Origin of the sequence: Clostridium sp. UBA6640 (genome assembly GCF_002455975.1) — a bacterium.
Taxonomy (GTDB): domain Bacteria; phylum Bacillota; class Clostridia; order Clostridiales; family Clostridiaceae; genus Clostridium_J.
The window spans coordinates 1-23176 of record NZ_DKLM01000119.1 but is presented as its reverse complement, the minus strand read 5'-3'; the positions used below and the strand labels follow the sequence as shown (position 1 = coordinate 23176).

19 protein-coding genes are annotated in these 23176 nt (G+C 28.1%); 13 read left to right on the top strand and 6 right to left on the bottom strand.

Features of this window, described 5'->3' with window-relative positions; all coding sequences use genetic code 11:
* Positions 1–403: 403 nt before the first annotated feature.
* Positions 404–1777: an MATE family efflux transporter gene (locus tag B2W91_RS13155; protein WP_291581617.1), complete on the bottom strand. Its 1374-nt coding sequence runs from the start codon at positions 1775–1777 to the stop codon at positions 404–406.
* Positions 1778–2520: 743 nt separating this feature from the next.
* Here B2W91_RS13155 and B2W91_RS13150 point away from each other — a divergent pair.
* Positions 2521–3552, top strand: coding sequence for an ArsR/SmtB family transcription factor (locus B2W91_RS13150; protein WP_291581615.1), 1032 nt, complete (start codon positions 2521–2523; stop codon positions 3550–3552).
* Between the two features lie 149 nt (positions 3553–3701).
* Here B2W91_RS13150 and B2W91_RS13145 read toward each other — a convergent pair whose 3' ends face one another.
* On the bottom strand, positions 3702–4481 hold the full coding sequence (locus B2W91_RS13145) for an alpha/beta fold hydrolase (RefSeq protein ID WP_291581613.1): 780 nt from the start codon (positions 4479–4481) through the stop codon (positions 3702–3704).
* Positions 4482–4979: 498 nt separating this feature from the next.
* Between B2W91_RS13145 and B2W91_RS13140 the strand changes: the two genes are divergently transcribed.
* Together B2W91_RS13140 and B2W91_RS13135 are read left to right on the top strand one after the other, a co-directional pair.
* Positions 4980–6659 (top strand): ABC transporter ATP-binding protein, encoded by a 1680-nt coding sequence (locus tag B2W91_RS13140; protein ID WP_291581610.1) that lies wholly within the window; start codon positions 4980–4982, stop codon positions 6657–6659.
* A gap of 379 nt (positions 6660–7038) precedes the next feature.
* Positions 7039–9561 carry a DEAD/DEAH box helicase family protein gene (locus B2W91_RS13135; protein WP_291581609.1) on the top strand — a complete coding sequence of 841 codons (2523 nt, stop codon included), beginning with the start codon at positions 7039–7041 and terminating at the stop codon, positions 9559–9561.
* Positions 9562–9708: 147 nt separating this feature from the next.
* Here the strand turns inward: B2W91_RS13135 and B2W91_RS13130 are convergent, their stop codons facing one another.
* Complete coding sequence (locus tag B2W91_RS13130; RefSeq protein ID WP_291581608.1) at positions 9709–10023, bottom strand: nucleoside triphosphate pyrophosphohydrolase; 315 nt, start codon at positions 10021–10023, stop codon at positions 9709–9711.
* A 150-nt stretch (positions 10024–10173) separates the two neighbouring features.
* Here B2W91_RS13130 and B2W91_RS13125 point away from each other — a divergent pair, with 150 nt between their 5' ends.
* From B2W91_RS13125 to rbr, 3 genes are all read left to right on the top strand, one after another.
* Positions 10174–11328, top strand: coding sequence for an AAA family ATPase (locus tag B2W91_RS13125; protein WP_291581607.1), 1155 nt, complete (start codon positions 10174–10176; stop codon positions 11326–11328).
* The gene (locus tag B2W91_RS13120) at positions 11315–11920 is read left to right on the top strand and encodes a retron system putative HNH endonuclease (protein WP_291581604.1); all 606 of its coding nucleotides are present in this window, start codon (positions 11315–11317) and stop codon (positions 11918–11920) included. Before B2W91_RS13125 ends, B2W91_RS13120 begins: the two co-directional genes overlap by 14 nt.
* A gap of 221 nt (positions 11921–12141) precedes the next feature.
* Positions 12142–12681: a rubrerythrin gene (rbr, locus tag B2W91_RS13115; protein WP_291581603.1), complete on the top strand. Its 540-nt coding sequence runs from the start codon at positions 12142–12144 to the stop codon at positions 12679–12681.
* 367 nt (positions 12682–13048) lie between these two features.
* On the opposite strand, the gene B2W91_RS13110 is transcribed toward rbr, so the two are convergent.
* On the bottom strand, positions 13049–14461 hold the full coding sequence (locus tag B2W91_RS13110) for a glutamate synthase-related protein (RefSeq protein WP_291581600.1): 1413 nt from the start codon (positions 14459–14461) through the stop codon (positions 13049–13051).
* A gap of 266 nt (positions 14462–14727) precedes the next feature.
* Between B2W91_RS13110 and B2W91_RS13105 the strand changes: the two genes are divergently transcribed.
* The 5 genes from B2W91_RS13105 (at position 14728) to B2W91_RS13085 (ending at position 19874) form a co-directional block, all read left to right on the top strand.
* Positions 14728–15432: a flavodoxin family protein gene (locus tag B2W91_RS13105; RefSeq protein ID WP_291581598.1), complete on the top strand. Its 705-nt coding sequence runs from the start codon at positions 14728–14730 to the stop codon at positions 15430–15432.
* Between the two features lie 171 nt (positions 15433–15603).
* A complete protein-coding gene (locus B2W91_RS13100) occupies positions 15604–16092 on the top strand; it encodes an HXXEE domain-containing protein (RefSeq protein WP_291581595.1) in 489 nt (162 codons plus the stop codon).
* Between the two features lie 149 nt (positions 16093–16241).
* Positions 16242–16922 carry a pseudouridine synthase gene (locus B2W91_RS13095; RefSeq protein WP_291581593.1) on the top strand — a complete coding sequence of 227 codons (681 nt, stop codon included), beginning with the start codon at positions 16242–16244 and terminating at the stop codon, positions 16920–16922.
* Positions 16923–17178: 256 nt separating this feature from the next.
* Complete coding sequence (locus B2W91_RS13090; protein WP_291581591.1) at positions 17179–17856, top strand: DUF1361 domain-containing protein; 678 nt, start codon at positions 17179–17181, stop codon at positions 17854–17856.
* A 53-nt stretch (positions 17857–17909) separates the two neighbouring features.
* A complete protein-coding gene (locus B2W91_RS13085) occupies positions 17910–19874 on the top strand; it encodes a GTP-binding protein (RefSeq protein WP_291581588.1) in 1965 nt (654 codons plus the stop codon).
* Between the two features lie 538 nt (positions 19875–20412).
* On the opposite strand, the gene B2W91_RS13080 is transcribed toward B2W91_RS13085, so the two are convergent.
* Together B2W91_RS13080 and B2W91_RS13075 are read right to left on the bottom strand one after the other, a co-directional pair.
* Complete coding sequence (locus B2W91_RS13080) at positions 20413–21360, bottom strand: TDT family transporter (protein ID WP_291581585.1); 948 nt, start codon at positions 21358–21360, stop codon at positions 20413–20415.
* A 14-nt stretch (positions 21361–21374) separates the two neighbouring features.
* Complete coding sequence (locus B2W91_RS13075) at positions 21375–21848, bottom strand: C-GCAxxG-C-C family (seleno)protein (RefSeq protein ID WP_291581582.1); 474 nt, start codon at positions 21846–21848, stop codon at positions 21375–21377.
* Positions 21849–22386: 538 nt separating this feature from the next.
* On the opposite strand from B2W91_RS13075, the gene B2W91_RS13070 reads away from it, so the two are divergent.
* Both B2W91_RS13070 and def read left to right on the top strand, forming a co-directional pair.
* Entirely contained in the window at positions 22387–22596 is a 210-nt protein-coding gene (locus B2W91_RS13070) for a helix-turn-helix transcriptional regulator (protein WP_291581580.1), read from the top strand.
* Between the two features lie 26 nt (positions 22597–22622).
* Entirely contained in the window at positions 22623–23075 is a 453-nt protein-coding gene (def, locus tag B2W91_RS13065) for a peptide deformylase (RefSeq protein WP_291581577.1), read from the top strand.
* The last annotated feature ends 101 nt before the right edge of the window (positions 23076–23176 follow it).

Here is a 23176-nt window from a genome sequence, read left to right as displayed (position 1 = left end):
ATTAGTTTTGATCAAAACTAATTTCTTTAGTAGATTTTTTGCTAGCAATACAATTGCTAGCTTTTTCACATTTGGGGAACAGTAGTGAAGCCCTTTAGGGTTCCCCTGAGGTGCAGTATAGTTTGGAACAACATTAATAAATTCAGCTAATACTATGGAGATACTACAATTGGTAGTTTTTCATAGAAAGTTACTTCATAATTTTAAAAGAATCAATTTTAAATTTCTCAGCTTCTTATGAGAAATATTCGCAGTTCTAATTATAATGCTAGAAAGAAGCAATTATTCTTGCAGATATATTAAATATTACAACTGATATATATCATATAAAAAAGTCATAAACTTAAAGCTTATGACTTTTTTTATAATATATTTCAAATTACCTACTTAAATGAAAATTTTCTTATAAATTTATACAATTACTTTTTTCTTCTTTTAGAGATGGCCAAACTGTAAATAGCATTGTTACGTAACAAGCTGTTCCTCCTAAGAAGTTTGAAATTGGTTCTGCTAAAAATACTCCTGTAGTTCCCAAATTGAACATTCTTGGCAAAATTAAAGTAAGAGGAACTACAATAATTATTTTACGAAGTAGTGAAAAGAATACTGCTTGTTTAGATCTACCTAAGGCGACATAGGTAGATTGTCCTGCAAATTGTAATGACATAGCAAAGAAACCAAAGAAATAAATATTCATTGAAGGAATACCATTTTGAATTAGTTCAGGTTCGCTATTGAATATTCGTATAAAGAATTCTGGAAACATTCTTAAAATAAGCCAAATTAAAGTTGTATATAGAATACAAACTATAGACATAAATTTAATTCCACTTTGTACTCTTTTATATTCTTTTGCACCGTAATTAAATCCTAAGACAGGTTGTGAGCCATTAGTAATACCACTTACTGGCATCATAATAATTTCACGAATTGAATTAATAACTGTCATAATACCTACATATAAGTCTCCACCGTAAGATTGTAAAGTAATATTACAAATAATTTGAACAGCGCTGTTAGTAAGTGCCATAATAAAGGTAGATAATCCAAGAGAAACAATTCTTTTCAATATGGATAAGTCTATTTTAAAGTTTTTAAATTTAAGCTTTAATATTGTATTTTTTCCCGTTAAAAACTTTAATACCCAAAGTGATGATAAAAACTGTGATATTACAGTAGCAAATGCTGCGCCCTTAACTTCCATATTAAATGCAAAGATAAAAATAGGATCTAAGACAATATTTACAATAGCACCTAAAAGAATAGTCATCATACCCATTCTGCCAAAACCTTGAGAGTTAATAAAGCTATTCATTCCAAGACTAATCATAACAAAGATAGTTCCTAGCAGATAAATACCAATATAGTCATTAGCATAGGAAAACGTAGCATTACTAGCACCAAAAAGAAAAAGTAGTGGTTTTTTAAAAATTAATCCTAATACTGTAAGTACTATGCCAGATATAATCAAAAGAGCAAAGGAATTGCCCATAATTTTTTCAGCTTCTTCATTATCTCCTTTACCTCTAGCAATAGAACAAAGCGGTGCTCCACCCATACCAAAGAGATTAGCAAATGCCATTATAATTGTAATAATAGGAAATGTAACTCCAATACCGGTAAGAGCCAAAGTTGATGCATTTGGAATTCTACCAATATACATACGATCCACTATGTTATAAAGTATATTGATCAATTGAGCTAAAGTCATTGGTAATGCTAAGCTTAGTATGCTTTTGGGCACACTTCCTTTAGTAAAATCATTATTGCGTTTCATACCTACCTCCTAAAGACATATTATAGAGGTTAACCTAGGCATACTTAAATATATAGATAAACTATCTTGAAACTTAATGTGTACGTCTCAGAATTTTAATTCACAATTCACAATGCAAAATGCACAATTAATGTTGAAATTATTTCTAATCAAAATAATTTCTTTAATGAATTTTTAACTATCAACACAATTGCTAGTTTTCCACCTCNNGGTGCAGTATAGTTCGGAACAACACTAATAAATTTAACTAACATTACATTTGATAGTGTTCTATTGCAGGAGTGAACAGTGCTAGCCAGTTCTTCTATAACTATACAGTTTCAATTGAACTCTAAGTATTAAGTATTGGAAGCAACTTCGCAAACTACATAATTAGTTAGAAACTAAAAATCTATTTCTAATTTTCAATACCCAATTCTTAATTTTCAATTATTAGGTTAATAAGTTAAGATTTAAGCATGCATCCATATGTAGTAAAAAATAACCCCAAAGCTTATTATACACCATAAATAATGGAAAAAGGGGCTATTACATAATTAACTAATTGGCTTAGCTGTATAAGGACTTTATGCATAGCTATTCTGATACTAGTTTTGTTTATTTTTAAATCATTAGAGTATTTGATTATTATAGAATTTGTATTACATGGGCCAATTTTATAAATATTATGGATAGATATATTAAATTAGCTTTTGTGATATAATATGGATATTCTAGTAAACTAATTTATGGGAGTGATTAATATGGGAATTAAAATACTTGATAAATTAGATCCCATTTGTGAAATATTTGGATTGATTTATATGAGCCAGAACTATGATGAAGTTGTTAATTTATTAATAGAAGAACTTAATAATAATGGAATTAATGGAGAACTATTTTTCAAAAAAAATCTTAAGATTCTTGATAAATATATAAAGACATTTAATAAATATAAGGTTGTTAATGAAAGTGAAGTATTCTTTTTTGATGAAGATGATACAGCTATTTTTTTAGTAATTGCATTTACTCTAATCAATAATGAAGATTTAATAAATTCCATAGATAATATGACAAATGAAGAGATTAAAGCTATAATTTTAGATGTTTATAATGAGCAATTTGAACAAGAGAGAACTATAGATTCTATTAGTACATTAAATAATATAATAGAATTTATAAAAGAATTAGAGATTAAAGAAGATACTAAATGGAAGTTAATGATTATTTTAAATGATCCTAAGAAGTATTATAAATCATTAATTAAAACAATAGAAGAGAATGGAAATGCTTATAATGAAGCTTATAAAGCTGTTGAGAAGTCATTATCTAAATTAATAAGTAATTATATTAAATATGTTAATTCAGATAAATGTGAGGTATTAAATAATATTGTAAAAAATGATACTAGTAAAATTAATATAATTCCTACGTTATCATTTGGAACTTCATTATTTGAATTTAAAGATACATATTTTGTGGGAATATTATATGAGATTACATACAACGAGTATGTTAATTCTATGGGAAACAAAGGAGAACTTGTTTTAAAATTAAAAGCCTTAAGTGATAAAAGTAAATTAGAAATAATATCTCTTTTAAAAGCTGAACCTAAATATAGTTTAGAGATAGCTGAAGCTTTGAATCTTACTCCAGCTACAGTTTCATATCATATGGGATCATTATTAGAATGTGGTATGGTTGTTGTTGAAAAGAAACAAGGTAAGGTATATTACAATTTAAACAAAATTGGATTAAAAAATTTTATAGATGAACTTAATAGTACATTATTATAGTAGAATCTCTCAGTATAGCTGGGAGATTTTTTATTTTGGCTATATTAAATAATATTGTTGATTTCCACTTAAAATAAAAGGACTCACAATTATGAAGTCCTTCTATTTTTTGATTCAATTAAAACTCATATCAGTAATAACAGTAAATATCAATTTATCACTTTACACTCTTTTGGTAAACTATCTTCATGCATCCACGCTTCTATCATATGATTAAAGAAATCAGGCATTGCTAAAGAAACTCCATGTCCAATTTTAGGTATAATCATGCCTATACAATTTGAATTAGCTTCTACAATATCTTTTGCAGAATTTTTCATAATAGCTTTTTCTTTTTCACCTACAGTAACCAATATCTTTCCGTTTGCTTTTCTAAAATCTTTAGGTATTTCAAAGGACATATTCTCTTCCAGTACTCTAATAAGTGTGTCAAGCTTTATTTGGCAACTTTCTTTATAATATTTTTCAAAGTAGTCTTCACCTACATACAATGTTTTTGCTTGTAGTTTGGAAAACCATCTATTTTTAATTAATGGAAAGGATAATCTAATAGTAGGTTTTATTAATTTTTTGGTGAATAAAATTGGTCTGACCAAAGCACTATTTATTATTGCAAAATCGATTAAATCTGGTTTCATACTTAATATTTGGATAATTACTTGAGAACCCAATGAAAAACCAACTAGAATTACTTTCTTTCCCCTTGCTTTTTCTTCGATTAATTTAATTAATTCTTCTGCACTACCTTTTATAGAAAAATTAATTTCACAATTGTTTAATCCATGTTCAGGTAAGATCGGAACAATGCAATGATAATGAGTGAAATATTGAATTTGTTTATCCCACATCCAATCACTTACTCCGCCACCATGTAAGAATAGCATCAAAGAAGCACTCTTATCACCGTATTCTTGATAATGTAAAGCCAAATGTTTCACCTCACTTTTTTATAAATTCTATGTTTCTTAATGTTAGTAATATATTCTTCAGTAAAGTTTTCAATGTCAGTTAATAATAGGTTTATTAAAATTGGTATGTTTTAATAAGTAAAAGTTTCATTAGTTGAAAGTAAATAACTTTGAATAATTATTTTTCTTAGCTGAAAATGACGAAAGTGAATTGATAAAAATTTTTAAAATAATGTAGGTCTAATAAATTTAATTTATTAATTTCTGTTAGTAATTCTCTTAACGGCATATAGATATCTCCAAACAAGTATTCTTTCTCTTATTATAGAATATTTCTTTGTTTTATCAAATATCAACAGAGTTCATTAACACAGCTTTAATTCCTAAAATAAATTAGATATTTATATAATTTATTTGACAAATATCTAATTTGTTAATATGATAATAATGTGAATTTAATAATCATCTAATTAATTAGATAGCTATTTAATTAAAATTATTTAAATTAGGAGAAGTGTTATGAGAGAATGTATTAAGAAAAACAAGCTGCTATTATTATTAACAGTCATATTTAGCGTAATATCATCAGCAGCTTTGGTAGGATTATCATTATTTATCCAAACTACTATAGATTATGTTGCTGCTGGAAATATGGAAGGTTTTAGAAGGATATTAATATATTCAGTAGGATATGGTATTCTTATAGGATTACTATATTTTATATATGATATTTTAAGTAAAATATTTATTAGAAACTTATTAAAGATGCTAAGAAACAAGACATTCTTTGGTATACTCAGAAGAAACTATAAGGATTTCAATTCTAAAAATACAGCGGATTATATTTCAGTATTAACAAATGATATGAAATTAATAGAAGAGAATTATATTGTTCCATTACTCTTAATTTTTCAATATGGTGTTATGTTTATTGTGACAGTTATTCTCTTATTATATTTAAGTCCATTGGTTACATTAGGAATATTCATAAGTATGCTATTAATTTTTATAGTACCAAGTCTTTTTGGAAAAGCATTAGAAAAGAAACAATTGGAACTTTCAAATAGACTATCATTCTTTACCTCTAAACTTAAGGATATATTTTCTGGATATGATGCTATTAGGTCATATAATTTAAAAGATAGTATAGGTAAAGAATTTGAAGAAGAAAATGTCAATTTAGCTAATGCAAAATTTGCAGCTGATAAAATATTTGTAATAAATGAATCTCTATCTCAATCACTAGGTATGGGAACACAATTTGTAGCTATATTTCTATCAGCATATTTAGTTATAAAGGGGAACTTAACCATGGGAATGCTTATTGCTATTGTTCAGCTTTCAGGTACTTTTGTGCAACCTGTAATAATGATAATGAGCAATCTTCCTAAGCTTAATAGCGTTAAACCTATAATTGAAAGGATGGATGAATTTTCTACCTATAAAGATAATGACTTTACAGGTAAGGATAAACCAAATTTTAATAATAATTTAGAGATATCAAACCTGTCTTTTAGCTATGGTAATGGAAAATCTATTATTAATGATATAAGTCTAAAGATAGATAAAAACAAGAAATATGCAATAGTAGGGGAAAGCGGATGCGGTAAGTCTACTTTAATAAAGCTAATGCTAGGATATTATTCTGATTTCAGCGGAAATATAAAATTTGATGGAAATAGCATTAAGAATTTAAATATAGAACAGTTAAATAAAATGATTTCTATTATACATCAAAATGTCTATATGTTTGATAAAACTATAAAAGATAATATTTGCTTATATAAAGAATTCTCGGAAGAACAAATAAATGATGTTTTAAAATTAAGCGGTGCAAATAAGTTTATAGAAGAAACAACCAATGGGCTAAATTATTTGGTTGGTGAGAATGGCAGTAATCTTTCAGGAGGACAAAGACAAAGAATCGCAATCGCCAGAGCTCTAATTCAACAAACACCAATACTTGTACTAGACGAAGGTACCTCAGCTATAGATATGCAAACAGCCTATGACATAGAAAGTAAACTTTTAAATATAAAAGATCTAACATTAATCACAATTACTCATAAAATGAGTGAAGAATTATTAAGCTTATATGATGAGATAATATATATGGAAAATGGACAAATAGTTGAAAGTGGAAACCTCCAAGAATTACTAGAAAAGAAAGAGAAGTTCTTTAATTTCTATAGAATATAAAAGTTAAAGAATAAATATTTTAGTTAGATATGTGAATAGTAAAATAAAAATTCATCATAGAAATATGGTGAATTTTTTATTTTATACCTATGATGCTTGAGTCATCTGATACAGGGTAGGGCTACAACTTCATTAAATTTATTTTTACTTTTTCTAGAAGAAATTTCTAAAAGCAAACTTAAAATAGGATATCAATTCTAGAACATGATAATATATGAAGTATTATCTATTTATGGTAAAATAGTAGTAATAATCTGAATTAAAAGAATAAAAAGATTGATTAGCAAAGTAGATATTAAGAAGCTTAGATGATTAAATAACTATAAAATTAACATTAAGTAAGTGATGATTATAAATTTGCTAAATAGAGGATAAAGTTATGGGGATAGATAAAATAGAAGAAAAAAGCAGTGAAAAAACTTATATTAAGGAACATGTGAAAGAGAATAGGATTAATTTAGAGAGTGTAGCGCATAAAGAAATAGATACTTTAAGCAATTGTATTACTGGAGATAATGATTTTCTTTTACCAAGACTTAAGGAGGCTTTTAAAAAAGCTAAATATATTGATATAATAGTTGCTTTTTTGATGGAATCAGGAGTAAAGCTTATAGCAGAAGATTTAAAAGAAGCTATAGAAAGAGGTGCGAGTATAAGAATACTTACAGGAAACTACCTTAACATAACTCAGCCTCAGGCGCTTTTTCTTTTAAAAGATGCACTTTCTGACAAAGTGGATTTAAGATTTTACAATGTACCTAATAGATCCTTTCATCCTAAGGCTTATATATTTGAATATGAAGAGAATGGAGATATATTTATTGGATCTTCAAATATTTCAAAATCTGCGTTAACAAGTGGTATAGAGTGGAACTATAGAATTTCTAAGGATAGTAATGAGAGAGATTTTCAGAAATATAAAGATACCTTTGAAAATCTTTTTAATAACTATTCTATTATAGTAGATGATAATGAATTAGATAGATATTCAAAGAAGTGGAAAAGACCAAAGTTGTTTTTAGATTTAGAAAAAGTTGAAGATAATGAGGAAGAAAATAAAATAATAAACTATCCTGTCCCTAAAGGAGGTCAAATAGAAGCATTATATAAACTGAAAAAGTTTAGGAAAGAAGGCTTTGACAGAGGGTTAGTTGTAGCAGCTACAGGTATCGGAAAGACTTATTTAGCAGCCTTTGATTCGAAAGATTATTCAAAGGTATTATTTGTAGCACATAGAGAAGAAATATTAAAACAGGCTAAGGAATCCTTTGCTTGTGTTAGACCTAATACCAGTATGGGATTTTTTACGGGTGAGGAAAAGAGTAAGGATGTAAATATTCTATTTGCTACGGTACAAACTTTGGGGCGTAAGGAATATTTAAGTGAGGAATACTTTAAAAGAGATTATTTTGATTACATAATTATAGATGAATTTCACCATGCTGTATCTAAAAACTATAGCAATATATTAGAGTATTTTACACCAAAATTTTTACTTGGATTAACAGCCACTCCAGAGAGAATGGATAATAGAGACGTATTTGAGATATGCAATCATGAAGTAGTTTATGAAGTAAGGCTTAAAGAGGCAATCAATAAGGGTTGGCTAGTACCTTTTAGATATTATGGTATTTATGATGAAACAGATTATAAAAAGATAAATTTTAAAAATGGTAAGTATGATGGTTCAGAGTTAGAAAAAGCTTTAATGATAGAGAAAAGAGCAGATTTAATATTAAATCATTATAAAAGATATAGTAGCAAAAGAGCTTTAGGTTTTTGTTCTAGCAGAAATCATGCAAATTATATGGCCAAGTATTTCTCCGAAAATGGAGTAGAGGCATATGCTGTACTTAGTGGAGAAAAAATGGAATATTCTATGGAAAGAGAAGAAGCTATAAACAAATTTAAAAGTGGAGAAATAAAAGTTCTATTTTCTGTAGACATGTTTAATGAGGGATTAGATATTACCTCTATAGATATGGTTATGTTTTTAAGGCCGACTGAGTCTCCTACAATATTTTTGCAGCAGCTTGGTAGGGGACTTAGAAGACATAAGGATAAGACATATGTCAATGTGTTAGACTTTATAGGCAACTATAAAAAAGCTAATTTAATACCATTTTTTCTAAGTGGAGATATAAAAAATATAGACCCCAAAAGTAAGCATAGGCATATTCAAGGAGCAGAAGAATATCCAGAAGATTGTATTGTAAATTTTGATTTTAGGTTAGCAGATTTATTTAAGAAGATGGAAGAGGAACAAAAGAAGATAACAGATAGAATAATAGAAGAATTCTATAGAGTAAAATTTGAAGTAGGGGAAAGACCAACGAGGCTTCAAATGTATAAATACATGGATGATGATATTTATGACAATATACGTTCGAATGCTAAAATAAATATTTTCAATAATTACTTAGGATTCTTAAATAGCATAAATGAGCTTACTGAAGATGAAAAGGGGCTTATAAACACTTCAGCTTATGAATTTATAAAGAAAATTGAAAGTACCTATATGAGTAAAACTTATAAAATGCCTTTACTTCTAGCATTTTATAATGAAGGAGATTTTAAACGTACTATAACAGAAGATGAAATATACATAAGCTTCAAAGAGTTTTATAGCAAGCCCTCAAATAGTGTAGATTTACTAAAGGACAAGTCCGGTAAGGATTATAAGACTTGGGGCAAAAAAGAGTATTTAAAAATAGCTAGAAATCCAAGAGATGCCTTTGTAAGCTCCGCAGGGGAATTCTTTAAAGATAATGAGGGCAGTTATTCAATAAGCGAAGAATTAAAGAAATTTGAAAATAATAAAGCATTCATAGAACATTTTAAGGATGTTATAGATTATAGAACTAGTAGATTTTATAAAGAGAGATTAGACAAAAAGGAATAGGGCTAAAGTATAGAATGTAGTTTTAATATAAGTAAAAATATTCAATTTAGATAAAAATATTATTCAGAAATATAATTATACTATAAAAGCACATGTATCTAATTCCTACAATTTAGGAAAAGATATCATGTGCTTTGTTGTTTATTATTAATCCTCATAAACTCTCTCAAGAACAATGCCTTCTTTAAATCCGCCTCTTTCAAGCTTTTTTTCTTCTCTTTTCTTTAAAAGATCTTCTTCAGAATATCCTAAAGCAGAGGAAAGCCCAAATATAACTTCCATTAAATCTGCAAGTTCTTCTAAATTTTTATCTTGGGAAAATTCTAAGGCTTCTTCTTGTAATTTTGCTTCAAGTAGTGAGAGAAACTCTTCTTCTTTAGCATAATGTATATCAAATTTTTTGCCCGTATTTTCTATTATTCCAGGGATGTTATCTCTTACTAGTTTGTCGTAGATTTTCATTTGAGTACCTCCTAAAAATTAGTATGGTTTAATTATAAGTGGTATTTTGGGAGGAGGCAAGATGGGTTAAATTTAAAGTTTAAATTTTTCTTATGGTTGATAAAGAATATGTTGAGGTATAATAGTCTTAAGGAAAGGAGCTGTATGAGAGTGAAGATAGAAAAAATAAAATACAATGATCATGAACTATTTAATAATTTAGAGATAGATTTTAAAGATTTAAATGAAAATATATTAAATACTATTGTTATTATTGGTGAAAATGGCTCTGGAAAAACTACATTATTAAAAAGTATTTATGACGCTTTTGACATAGATGAACGAGGATATAAAGTAGTGAGAAACAATAACGTAGAGTTAACACCAGCGTTATATACAGTAACTGTAAAGTTAAGAGATAATGAATGTGGTATATTAGATCCTGATGGACATTGTTTTAATTTTGATAAAGATGATCCTAAGATTGTATACATGCCAGCAGAAATTAATTTTGAAAAAGTTAGCAAAGTGGATAACACATTGAATTTCACACCAGATTTTCAAAATGTGATTGATCAAAATATGACTCAAAACATACCATCATTTATAGCAACTAAAATAAATAAAGAAATATTTAAAAATAGAAATAAAACCATAGGTGAAGTTATAGATAAAGTTTGTGATGATATAAATAGCATATTTAGTGTTATGGATTTAGAGGTTAAGTTGGTAGGTCTTTCTGAAACTAGTGAAACAAAGCCTATATTCAGAAATAGTTTAGGAAAAGAATTTGATATTACTGGATTATCTTCAGGAGAAAAACAATTATTTTTAAGAGCATTATCTTTAAAATTTTTAGAAGTAAATAATTCTGTGATTTTAATTGATGAGCCAGAAATATCATTGCATCCAGAGTGGCAAAGAAAGATAATTGACGTTTATGAAAGTATAGGTGAAAATAATCAATTTATTATAGCAACTCATTCACCACATATTATTGGTAATATAGAATCAAAACAATTGCGTGTTATGAAGAAAGATAAAGATGGTATTAAGCTTGTTGATAATAATGAATTAAATGAAACTTATGGAAAAAATATAAGTGATATATTAAGTACAACTATGAAAGTAGATAGCTTAAGAAATGAGGATATTACAATTAAATTAAATAAAGTCTATGAATTATTAAATAAAAATTTATATGATACAAAAGAATTTAAAGAAACATTTAATTATATAAGAAAGTATTTAGGAGATTTGGATAAAGACATTATGAGAATAAGGCTTGATATATCTGTTAGGAACAAGAAAAATGCTAAAAATTAATAAAGAACAAGAGCCAAATTTTTTATTAGAATATAAGAAAAAGCACTCTCCTAAATCATGGAATGATTACAATAAGGATGATATAAAGACTAAGATTAAGGAAAATATTTTAATCATAGAACAAAATGAATATTGCCCTTATTGTGAAAAGAGGATATACGATAATAATGATGGGCATATAGAGCACATTAGGCCAAGAGATAACTATCCAAAAGAGTTTCAAAATTATAATAACCTTTTAGTTTCATGCAATCAGAAAAATAGTTGTGGAATTTATAAAAAAAATAAGTATGATCAAGAATTTATAAATCCAGTTATAGATAATCCAGAGATTTATTTTAGTTATAATATTGCTAATGGAGAAATAATACCAAAAAGTAATGATGAACATAGCAATGAATATATGAGAGCAATCTGTACAATAGAGATCTTAAATTTGAATTGTTATGAGTTAAAGGAAGCTAGAAAGACTTTGATAGATATATTAGAAGTTTATAGGGAAAATTATGAAAAATATAATGAATATCTACAGTTTTTTATTGATGATGGCCATAACTTTCCAAGTCTAATAAATTTATATATGCAATTGTAGAATGAGAGAAGAGTTTTGTCCACTAATGAGAAAAACTCAGAAGAAAGTGTTAAAAGAACCTTTAGATTGATAAAGATAAACTTAAATCTTTTTATCTTTAAATATAACCTCATAATTTCCTTTGTATATCATTGTAGCCAAAACATATATTTGTTATAATCTATGTAAAGGAAAATTTTACTATACAAATGTATTAAAAGATGGTAGGAGGTAGTACACTTATGAGTAACTTAAAAGGAACAAAGACAGAGAAAAATTTGATGGAAGCATTTGCAGGGGAGTCACAAGCAAGAAATAAATATACTTATTATGCTTCAAAAGCAAAAAAAGAAGGATATGTTCAAATAGCAGAGATATTTGAAGAAACTGCTAGAAATGAGAAAGAGCATGCTAAGATATGGTACAAGCTGTTACATGATGGTATTGGAGATACAGCTGCAAATTTAAAAGATGCTGCTGCTGGAGAAAATTATGAATGGACAGATATGTATGCTAATTTTGCAAAGGACGCTAAAGAAGAAGGCTTTGATAAAATAGCGTTTCTTTTCGAAGAAGTTGGTAAAATAGAAAAAGAGCATGAGGCAAGATATCTTGCACTTCTTAAAAATTTAGAAGAAGGAAAAGTATTTAAAAAAGAAGAAAAAGCTATATGGAAATGTTCAAATTGCGGATTTATTTATGAAGGCGTAGAAGCTCCACAAATGTGTCCTGTATGCGCTCATCCACAAGCTTATTTTGCAATGGAAGCTAAAAATTATTAATTAAATATATATTAGAATTAAAACCCTATGAAAATCTATGTAATTAATGATTTTCATAGGGCTTGTTTTATAAGGATACAATGTGAAAACACAATATATGCCTTGAAAAATAAATTTCGTATAAAACAGATTAATCCTTTAGAAATTAAGGATTAATAATTAAAAATGAAAAATTTAGGATGAAATTCACTGTAGTGAATTTCTAAAATCAAGTTTGTTTTAAGAAACTCCAAAGGCTTTGATGGTGGAGTTTTAACCATAATTCTTCATTCTTCATTCTTCATTTTTAATTCATTGTAAAAATTTTATTATGCAAATTAAAATCGTGCATAAATTAAATCTCCATTAAGGAATCCTATATTCAGTATTAAACATGAGGAATATTTGTATATTTTGATATTTCTGAATTAGCTGTACATAAATCTTCTACGCTTAAATCATGAATATCACTATGACCAGATATTCTAGCAAATGTTTTTAATTCTTCTAAGCTTGCATCTAAGAAATTAGCTACACGTTTAGCACTTTTTTCTATTTTAAATCTACTTCTTAATTTTTCATCTTGAGTTGCACATCCTACTGGACATTTTCCACCATTACAAATACGATATTGTTGACAAGCAGCTGCCATCATAGCAGAACTACCAATTGCTACAGCATCAGCTCCCATTGCAATTGCTTTTGCAAAATCTGAGGAAACTCTAAGTCCTCCTGTGATTACTAAATCTATATCAAGGTTATGCTTGTCTATATATTTTTTAGCTCTATATAATGCAAAAATAGTCGGTACTGAAGTTGCATCTCTAAGTAATTTAGGACTAGCTCCTGTTGCTCCTCCACGTCCATCAATTGTTATAAAATCTGGTTTTGCATAAGCTATGAATTCCATATCTCTTTCAATATGACCTGCCGCAATCTTTATTCCAATTGGTCTTCCATCAGATAACTCTCTTAAATCATCTACTAATTTTTTTAAGTCTTTTTTTGAATTAATCTCTTCAAAGCGAGAAGGACTTATTATATCTTCTCCCATAGGCTTATTTCTGATTTTGGCAATTTCTTCTGTCACTTTTTCTCCAGGAAGATGTCCACCCATTCCTGGTTTAGTTCCTTGTCCGATTTTTATTTCTATAGCATCTGCTCTTTTTAGATTTTCTGCTGTAACGCTATATTTATTAGGTACATATTCAAATATGTATTTATAAGAAGCATCTATTTCTTCAGGTAAAATACCACCTTCGCCACTACACATAGCAGTTTTATTTTCTGCTGAACCTTTTGCTAATGCTATTTTTAGTTCTTTAGATAATGCACCAAAAGACATATGTGTAATATAAATAGGACTTTCAATTACCATAGGTCTCTTTGCTTTTTTACCTATAATAGTTTGTGTGTTTACAAAGTCATGTTCATTTAAAGGAAACGGATTTAATTGTGCCCCTAAGATTAAAATATCATCCCAAGAAACAATAGGTAATTGTGTTCTCATAGGAGAGATAACTGATTTCCCCGTTTTAGCCATCTCATGTATAATAGCCATATGTGTTTCTACATCATCACTATTTCTTGTATATTCCCCCAAATAATCTAATGAATCTATTTTCTTTTCATTTTCAATAGATGTGCTTTCTTCAGCTTTATCATTATTAATTTGTTCAAACATACTCTTTGGAGCAGTACATAACGGACATGTCCAGCTTTCATCTAATTCTGCAAATGATTTTTTATTATTTGATTCATCATAGATATAACCACAAATAGTACATTTATATATTTTCATAACATACCCCTTCTTTCGTTATAATTAAATTACATTATTATAATATTATAACATAATCTAAATATAAATCTTATAATGGCAACGATACTATAGCAAAATTTGTGGAAATAAACCTTATTGTAGTTTTTATATATAACTAAGAATATTTAGTTATTAGAATATATATTAATTTATTAAGGTAGTAGTTTAAATCTTAAAAGGAATGATTTTTATAATGAAGAATATAGAAAAATAATGGAGAAAGAAAATAAAATAAGGGGGATAATATGATGAAAATAACTGTGATTTATGGAGCAATGCATAAAGGGAGTACATATCATTGTGTTCAGGAACTTTTAAAGAATTTTACAGATGTACAGGTAACGGAATTCTTTTTACCAAAGGATATGCCGCATTTTTGCAATGGCTGCTTTTCTTGTTTTTTAAAAGGAGAAAATACTTGCCCTCATTATAATCAAGTTAATAATATTAAACAATCAATGCTTGAAGCAAATTTAATTATTTTGGCATCACCAGTGTATGTATGCGATGTTAGTGGTCAAATGAAAGCTTTGTTAGATCACTTTGGCTATATATGGATGTCTCATAGACCTGAATCCTTAATGTTCAGCAAAATAGGATTAGTTTTATCAACAGCAGCAGGTGCTGGCACCTCACACACTAATAAAACTATGAAAAAATCCCTTGATTTTTGGGGAGCAAAAAGAGTTTTTTCATTTAGGAAGAACGTTGGAGCTATGAGCTGGGAAGGGATAAATAGTAAAACTAAAGATCAAATTATAAAGGAACTTAGAATTCTTGCTGACAAAATTTCTAAAACTGTGGCAAAATCAAATACTTTGAAGCCTAGATTGTTCACAAAAGTTATATTTACAGCTATGAAAGGTATGCAGAAAAAGAGTAGTTGGAATGAGACTGATAGGAACCATTGGGAAGAGCAAGGCTGGCTTGAAGGAAAAAAGCCATGGTGACGTATTAAATATTGATATAAAATTTTTAATAAATAATATTTAAAAATGTTGTCATAGTGATTAAAATAAATAGGTAATAAAATAATAAAAAGCATTGTGATAACTAATATGAATTAAATGTAAAATATGTTATAATTTATGTAAATATGGATTAAAGGAGTATAAAGCATAATGAATACACCAAGTATATATTTACTTTTTCTTTTCTCAATAACATTGCATAATATGGAAGAAGCACTCTGGATACCACGGTGGTCAAGATATACACAAAAGTTTTATAAGCAAGTTAGCAATGACGAATTTCATTTTGCTGTATTGGTAATTACAATATTAGCATATTTAGCAACAGGCTTATTTATATTTTTTCCTGAAGTTTTAATATTAAAATATTTTTTCTTTGGCTTTATGGGAGCAATGATATTTAATGTTGTTTTTCCTCATTTGAGTTTAACTATTATATTAAAAAAGTATTCTCCAGGATTAATTACAGGAGTTTCTCTTATAATGCCATTTAATATTTTAATTATAATTTCTTCATTAAATAGCAGTATTATTAATTTAAATGAAGTAATTATATCTACCATTGTAGTTGGGATATTATTATTGATTTTAATACCTATTTTAAAGAAAATAGGCGGAAAATTAATTGATTATAAATAGATTAATAGGCAATTAAATGGTAATATTATTTCATTGTGAACTAAGTGAATATAAGGTATCTTTATAAATGTATTATAAAAAATGATATGAGCTAAAGAAAAAATTAGAGTTCATGTAATAAGCAAAAGTGAAAGGATAATGATTTAAAAATGAGAATAAATAAACTTCTTAGCAATTATGGCATTTGCTCAAGAAGAGAAGCTAATAGACTTATTGAAGAAAATAGAATAGTAGTAAATGGCCAGCTTTGCAAGCCAGGTCAGTGGGTGGAAGAAGAGGATACTATCTTCATTGATAATGAACCTATTCCAGTAAAGGATAAAGTATATATTGTCTTAAACAAACCAGTAGGAATAACCTGTACCGCAGCAAAGGAAGTTAAGGATAATATAATTGATTTTATGAATTATAAAGAATATATTTTTCCTGTGGGCAGACTGGATAAAGCATCTCAAGGGCTGATATTAATGACAAATGATGGAGAGCTTGCAAATAAAATTTTAGAATCAGAAAATGAACATGAGAAAGAATACATAGTAACTGTTGATAAAGCTTTTGATGATTTTTTCATAAAAGGAATGTCTGAAGGGGTTGAAATTTGTGGAGTTAAAACAAGGCCCTGTAAAGTGAGTAGAATTACAGAAGATACTTTCCGTATTATTCTTACACAAGGTCTTAATAAGCAAATTCGCAGAATGACCAAAACTTTTGGATATACAGTTGTACGTCTGGAACGTATCCGAATTATTAATATAAAAATTGATGGAATAGATATTGGTAAATGGCGTAATCTTACAGAAGAAGAGGTAATGAAATTAAAGAATATGTAGTTTTTATGTTTTAAAAAGCATAGGATTTATAGAAGAAAAATTCATCATAGAAATATGGTGAATTTTTTTATATAAGAATTTAGTTAAGATATTTAATATTTAAGATAACATTAATTGGAGAATAATATTATACAGTTTAGAAATAAAATGTTAATATAATAATAAATGGAAAAATGATTTTGTAATTATTTAGCTAAAATAATGAAAATAAATAAAAAACTAAAATTTTTAAATAAATTTAATTAGGAGAATATCTATGGAAATATTAAAGAATCTTAAAACAAAGAATAGAGAGAAACTCAATATATATGCCTTTAGAGTGTTATTTTGGGGATATATACTAATCAGTCTTTTATTTATTGATAGATTTAATTTTATGATTTTAAATTTATCACTAGCATACATACCATTTGAGCTTTCAGTAATAATCGGTAACATAAAGTATAAAGAAAAAAAGAGCAATAGATTACTATATTGGGTAGTATTTTTATTGTGGTTATTCTTTTATCCTAATGCTCCATATCTGATTACTGATTTTTTTCATTTAGCAAGATTAGACTATATTGATACTATGAGAGATCATATATTTACATCAGATCCTTATGTATGGAAACATTTCTGTTATCTTTCTACAGGTATTATATTTGGTGTAGGCATGGGATTATTATCTTTAAAATTTGTATATAGATCTATTAGAGAGATAACTAAAAAAATAAGCAGTGATATGTTTATTGTAGTAGTAGCTATTTTATCAAGTTATGCTATTTATATTGGAAGATTTTTAAGATTGCATACACTTGACTTAATTTTTTATCCTTTTGATACCATAAAACAAATGTTTTCTGTATTTTCATCGGAGTTTTTTTATTTTATGTTGTATATTACAATAGTTCAGTTAATAATCTATGCTGTATGGAAACTTATAAGAGATTAAATAATATTAGATTAATAGAAGTAAAACTGTAGATTTTTAGATTGGAGGTTTTTATGAATAAGACCATTGGAATATTAGCTCATGTAGATGCAGGAAAAACTACATTTTCAGAGCAGATACTTTATCATACTCACAGTATAAAAGAAAGAGGAAGAGTAGACCATAAAAATGCTTTTTTAGATAGCCATGATATAGAAAGGGAAAGAGGCATAACTATATTTTCAGATGAGGGAAGTTTTACATATAAAGATAATAATTATTTTTTAGTTGATACTCCTGGTCACATAGATTTTTCTTGTGAGATGGAAAGAGCCATAGGAGTTATGGACTATGCAGTTATAGTAATAAGTGCAGTGGAGGGGGTACAAGGACATACAGAAACGGTTTGGCAGCTTCTTAGAAAATATAAAGTACCTACTTTCTTTTTTATAAATAAAACGGATAGACAAGGGGCAAGTGTTGAGAGAGTAGTAAATGAAATAAAAGAAAAGCTATCAATGGAAACATGTTTTATTGATGAATCCTTAGCTGATAGAGATATGAAAGAAGAGCTTATTGAATTTATTGCTGAAAGAGATGAGAAGCTTTTTAATATATATTTAGAAGCAGGATATGATCCTAATTTATGGTTAAATACTATGAGGGATTTAATAAAACAAAGTGAAATATTTACTTGCTTTAGTGGTTCTGCACTTTTAGATGTTGGAATAGAAGACTTTATAGAGAATCTACATACTCTCACTTATACAGAATATGAAAGTGAAGAAAAATTTAGTGGTATTGTATATAAAATACGTCATGATGAAAAAGGTGTGAGAATCACTTATATCAAAGCTTTAAAGGGAGTTCTAAAGGTAAGGGATGAAGTGTGTTATGAAAATGAGGACTATAAAATTAGTGAGAAGGTTAGTCAGTTAAGAAAGTATAATGGAAATAAATTTAAGTCAGTAGAAGAGGTACATGCAGGGGAGATTTTTGCAGTAACGGGATTAACAAAGGCTAAAGTTGGAGAAGGACTTGGAGAGTTGAAAACAAAGACAAGCTATAAAATCTTACCAACATTAAAGTCTAAGGTAATGTTTTCTGAAAAATTAAATGTAAAAGAAGTATTACAATGTTTTAGGATGTTAGAGGAAGAAGACCCAGCTTTAAATGTTATATGGCATGAAAAACTAAAAGAGATACATATTCATATTATGGGAACTATTCAATTAGAAATTCTAAAAAAGAATGTAGAAGATAGATTTAAAATGGAAATAGACTTTGGTCCATGTGAAATTCTCTATAAGGAAACTATAGATAATGAAGTTATAGGCTGTGGGCATTTTGAGCCTCTAGGACACTATGCAGAAGTACATCTTAAACTAGAACCAGGAGAGAGGAATAGTGGTATAGTTTTTGAAAATTTATGTCATGTGGATGAACTATCATTAGGGCATCAAAATCTTGTTTCATCTCATATATTTGAAAGAGATCATAATGGAGTGCTTACAGGTTCTCCAATAACTGATTTAAAAATCACACTGTTAACAGGAAAAGCCCATAACAAACATACCAGTGGAGGAGATTTTAGAGAAGCTACATATAGAGCTTTAAGACAGGGGCTAGAAAAAGCAGAAAATATACTTTTAGAGCCTTATTATAATTTTAAGTTTGAGATTAATTTAGATGAGGTAGGAAAAGTTATATCAGACATACAAAGATTACATGGTACTTTCAGTGGTCCAGAAAGCATCAATGAAAGAGCTATAATAAAAGGAAGAGGGCCAGTATCTACCTTTATGGATTATCCTTTAGAATTTGTAGCTATAACTAAAGGAAAAGGCAGTTATAGTTTTATTTTTGAGGGGTATGACATATGCCATAATATTGAAGAAGTAGTTAAGAAAATAGCATACAACAAAGATAGGGATAGTGACTATACCTCTAACTCTATATTTTGTTCTAAAGGACAAGGTTATGTGGTGGAAGGCCATAAAGCTGAAGATCATATGCACTGTGAAATCAGAAGTATATAGATATAATGCATATCTTGTTAATTAAGAATTAATAATGAAGAATGAAGAATTGTGGATATTTCTCAGCAGAAACTGAGAAATTTAGAATTGATTAATTGTAGCGGAGAACAGTGTTCTCCACAAAATCCAAACGATTACCGTTACAACGCATTGGAAATAGATTAGTATTATTATGGTAGATAATTTTAATATAGCTATAATACTGTAACTTATAATTTAACATATCCCAAAAGAAACTGGCGAACACTGTTCGCCGCTACAATAAAAACTAGCAAATGTAGCCTCTCCATAATATTAGCTAAATTTACTGCTGTTGTTCCGAACTATACTGCACCTCAGGGGAACCCTAACGGGCTTCACTACTGTTCCCCAGAGGTGGAAAAACTATTTAAAGAAATTATTTTCCTAAAAAATAATTTCCTCCTTAATTGTGAACTGTGCATTGTGCACTGATTAAGTTCTCCAGAGGTGGGAAAAAGTGAGCAATTATATTACTAAATAAAAAAGTACCCAAAAATATTATTTTGGGTACTTAGTTTTATTTTGAAACACTTGTATTAGCTTGAACTGATTTCTTTTGTGTTAAGAATCCTATGTATTTTATCAATACGTAAAATACAATTAATACCGCTACTATTTCCTGAAACTTTATAATATATTTTAAGAATCCGATTCCACTTTCTGCTTTCATTAAAAATACATTAGTACCTTTTAGCGCTACTCCACTAATTACCATTGGGAATGTGAAGGCAGCAAAGCTTGGATAAAACTTTAGTTTTAAAAGCTTCGGAAGACTTATTAATACTGCTAGATATAATATAAATGACAGTATAGCTAAAATTCCAACAATGAACATATTTTTATCAGTAAAAGAATTTAAATATGCTGCTAGGCAAAGGCTAGCAGGAGCAGCAAAAATTGCTATAGTAGGAAGTGCTGGTTCAGGAATCCCTTTAATAAGTACTGTTCTATAAATTAAAATAGGCAGTAAAATAATAAAAGATATAAAGGCAAACCAGAAGAAAAACTGTCCTATATTAGCTAGCTTAAATGCTGGAGCGGTTATTCCAGCTGCACCTATTCCTACGTATACAATAAAGGTGCTTGGAAATAATTTTTTTATGTTAAAACTTGATGCAATTTTTATTGTATAGAATAGTATAAGTCCAATATGAATTAAAACACCAATAATCCATATAGCACGTCCAACATTAAAAGACATATCTTTAATGTATACAGATAATAGCATAATTCCCATAGAATAAGTAGGTATTACACTGGCGATTACAGGATTATTCAAATCTTCTATTACAGCTTTACTATAAAATAAAATTTTAAGAGTTATTAACAGCAAAATTATTGCAGATAATACTCCAAGAAGATTTTTATATACAGGTCCATAGGAAGCTAAAAGATTTCCTAGCGCTGCTAAAGACAACATGACTCCAGCCATAGGCAGTGGAATTTTTTTTATAAATTGAGCCATAGAGTTATCCCACCTTATTCATCAATATTTTCAATATTTAATTCTCTAACTATAATTTCAGCAGCTTTTTCTGCCATTTCACCTGTGAATTGTATGCATTGAGCTTTATGCTCACCAGACGCCATGTCCATTCCTTTTGTTTGAACACTACAGCATAAGCATTTATGTTTTTGTCTAAAAGAATCTTGAAGTTCATAAGCTAATTCTAATGCTTTTACACTTCTAGGATCTTTAGGATTGCTTCCTTTAGTTCTTCCAAAGAAATATCCAAGACATAATACAGCTCCAGTAACTGCTCCACAAGTACATTTTGATTTACCAATACCTACTGGAAAACCTGATGCCATAGCAATCATTTCATCTGGCATATCAATTTGAAAGTTGTTTTTAATAGAAGATACTATTGCTTCTGAGCAGTAGAATTCTCCTTTAGAAAAATGCTCTTCAGCATCTGCTTTTACTTTTTTAATACTTATTTTCTCTACCATAAAAATTAACCCCTTTTGCTTAAATTTATTCTAAACTCACACAAATTATAGCATGGGCATTATACACAGTCTAATTGGGTTTTCCAATAGAAAAATTTTATATATTATTTATACAAATACATGAGAGTATATATCTTTATTGTATTTTAATTCACAATGCATAACTTAGATTAGTGCACAATTCACAATGCACAATTAAGGAAGAAATTATTTTTTTAGAAAAATAATTTCCTAAAACATATTTTTAACTAGCAATATAAAATTGCTAGTGATTATGGCGAACACTGTTCGCTATTTTCTATATGTTCAATATTTGGCAATGAGAATGGATTGGGGTCTTATGGAGAACGCTGTTCTCCGCTACAGTTGAGAAATGTCCACAATTTCTATCCTCCATTCTTAATTTTTCATTTATAGAAAAGAATTTTTTTATGGAAATTAAAATCATATATATTATTATGTAAGGTTTACTTAACAGGGAAATTGCATAGATATATAGTTGCGATGTAAGGTTAACATTACATAGGAGAAGTGAAAAATGAAAAATCGAGTAAGAGAATTTAGAGAAGCTCTCGGGCTTACTCAGGAGCAATTAGGAAAACTTGTAGGGGTATCAAGGCAAGCTATTAATGCAATTGAAACAGAAAAATTTGAGCCATCTATTTGGTTAGCTTATGATATTGCAAAATTGTATGATAGCTCTATCGAGGATATATTTCTTTTTGAACAAAGTGAAAGGAAATCATAAAGCATACAATAAAGGAGGTTAGGGAAATGGCCTTGAGAAATATTAGACAGTTAGGGGATGACATCTTAAGAAAAAAGTGTAAAGAAGTTGAAGTAGTAGATGATAGGATAAGACAAATACTTAATGATATGGCTGATACTATGTATAATACAGAAAATGGCGGTGGATTAGCTGCCTGTCAAGTTGGAATTCTTAAGAAACTTGTAGTAATTGACATGGGGAAAGGTCTTATAAAGCTAGTCAATCCTAAAATAATTAAGGAGGAAGGCTCCCGAAAAGTTATTGAGGGATGCTTAAGCATTCCTAATAAATGGGGCTATGTTTTAAGACCATATAAGGTAACTGTAGAAGCATTAGATGAAAATGGTGAAAGAATTACAATAACAGGTACAAGAGATTTAGCAAAATGTTTATGTCATGAAATTGATCATTTAGATGGCATATTATTTGTTGATAAGGTTATTGAGTATTTAAAATAAGATGTTTTTATATTATATGGTGTTAACAGATTATATTGATTTAAATAATAATATCTATTTTAGAGGATGACTAAAATAGATTTTTTACTAGCAATACAATT

Bases quoted from the DNA above. Each gene is read 5' to 3' on its own strand.
- B2W91_RS13155 (WP_291581617.1), bottom strand. From the start codon at position 1,777: ATGAAACGCAATAATGATTTTACTAAAGGAAGTGTGCCCAAAAGCATA.
- B2W91_RS13150 (WP_291581615.1), top strand. From the start codon at position 2,521: ATGGGAATTAAAATACTTGATAAATTAGATCCCATTTGTGAAATATTT.
- B2W91_RS13140 (WP_291581610.1), top strand. From the start codon at position 4,980: ATGAGAGAATGTATTAAGAAAAACAAGCTGCTATTATTATTAACAGTC.
- B2W91_RS13135 (WP_291581609.1), top strand. From the start codon at position 7,039: ATGGGGATAGATAAAATAGAAGAAAAAAGCAGTGAAAAAACTTATATT.
- B2W91_RS13130 (WP_291581608.1), bottom strand. From the start codon at position 10,023: ATGAAAATCTACGACAAACTAGTAAGAGATAACATCCCTGGAATAATA.
- B2W91_RS13120 (WP_291581604.1), top strand. From the start codon at position 11,315: ATGCTAAAAATTAATAAAGAACAAGAGCCAAATTTTTTATTAGAATAT.
- rbr (WP_291581603.1), top strand. From the start codon at position 12,142: ATGAGTAACTTAAAAGGAACAAAGACAGAGAAAAATTTGATGGAAGCA.
- B2W91_RS13110 (WP_291581600.1), bottom strand. From the start codon at position 14,461: ATGAAAATATATAAATGTACTATTTGTGGTTATATCTATGATGAATCA.
- B2W91_RS13105 (WP_291581598.1), top strand. From the start codon at position 14,728: ATGATGAAAATAACTGTGATTTATGGAGCAATGCATAAAGGGAGTACA.
- B2W91_RS13100 (WP_291581595.1), top strand. From the start codon at position 15,604: ATGAATACACCAAGTATATATTTACTTTTTCTTTTCTCAATAACATTG.
- B2W91_RS13095 (WP_291581593.1), top strand. From the start codon at position 16,242: ATGAGAATAAATAAACTTCTTAGCAATTATGGCATTTGCTCAAGAAGA.
- B2W91_RS13090 (WP_291581591.1), top strand. From the start codon at position 17,179: ATGGAAATATTAAAGAATCTTAAAACAAAGAATAGAGAGAAACTCAAT.
- B2W91_RS13085 (WP_291581588.1), top strand. From the start codon at position 17,910: ATGAATAAGACCATTGGAATATTAGCTCATGTAGATGCAGGAAAAACT.
- B2W91_RS13080 (WP_291581585.1), bottom strand. From the start codon at position 21,360: ATGGCTCAATTTATAAAAAAAATTCCACTGCCTATGGCTGGAGTCATG.
- B2W91_RS13075 (WP_291581582.1), bottom strand. From the start codon at position 21,848: ATGGTAGAGAAAATAAGTATTAAAAAAGTAAAAGCAGATGCTGAAGAG.
- B2W91_RS13070 (WP_291581580.1), top strand. From the start codon at position 22,387: ATGAAAAATCGAGTAAGAGAATTTAGAGAAGCTCTCGGGCTTACTCAG.
- def (WP_291581577.1), top strand. From the start codon at position 22,623: ATGGCCTTGAGAAATATTAGACAGTTAGGGGATGACATCTTAAGAAAA.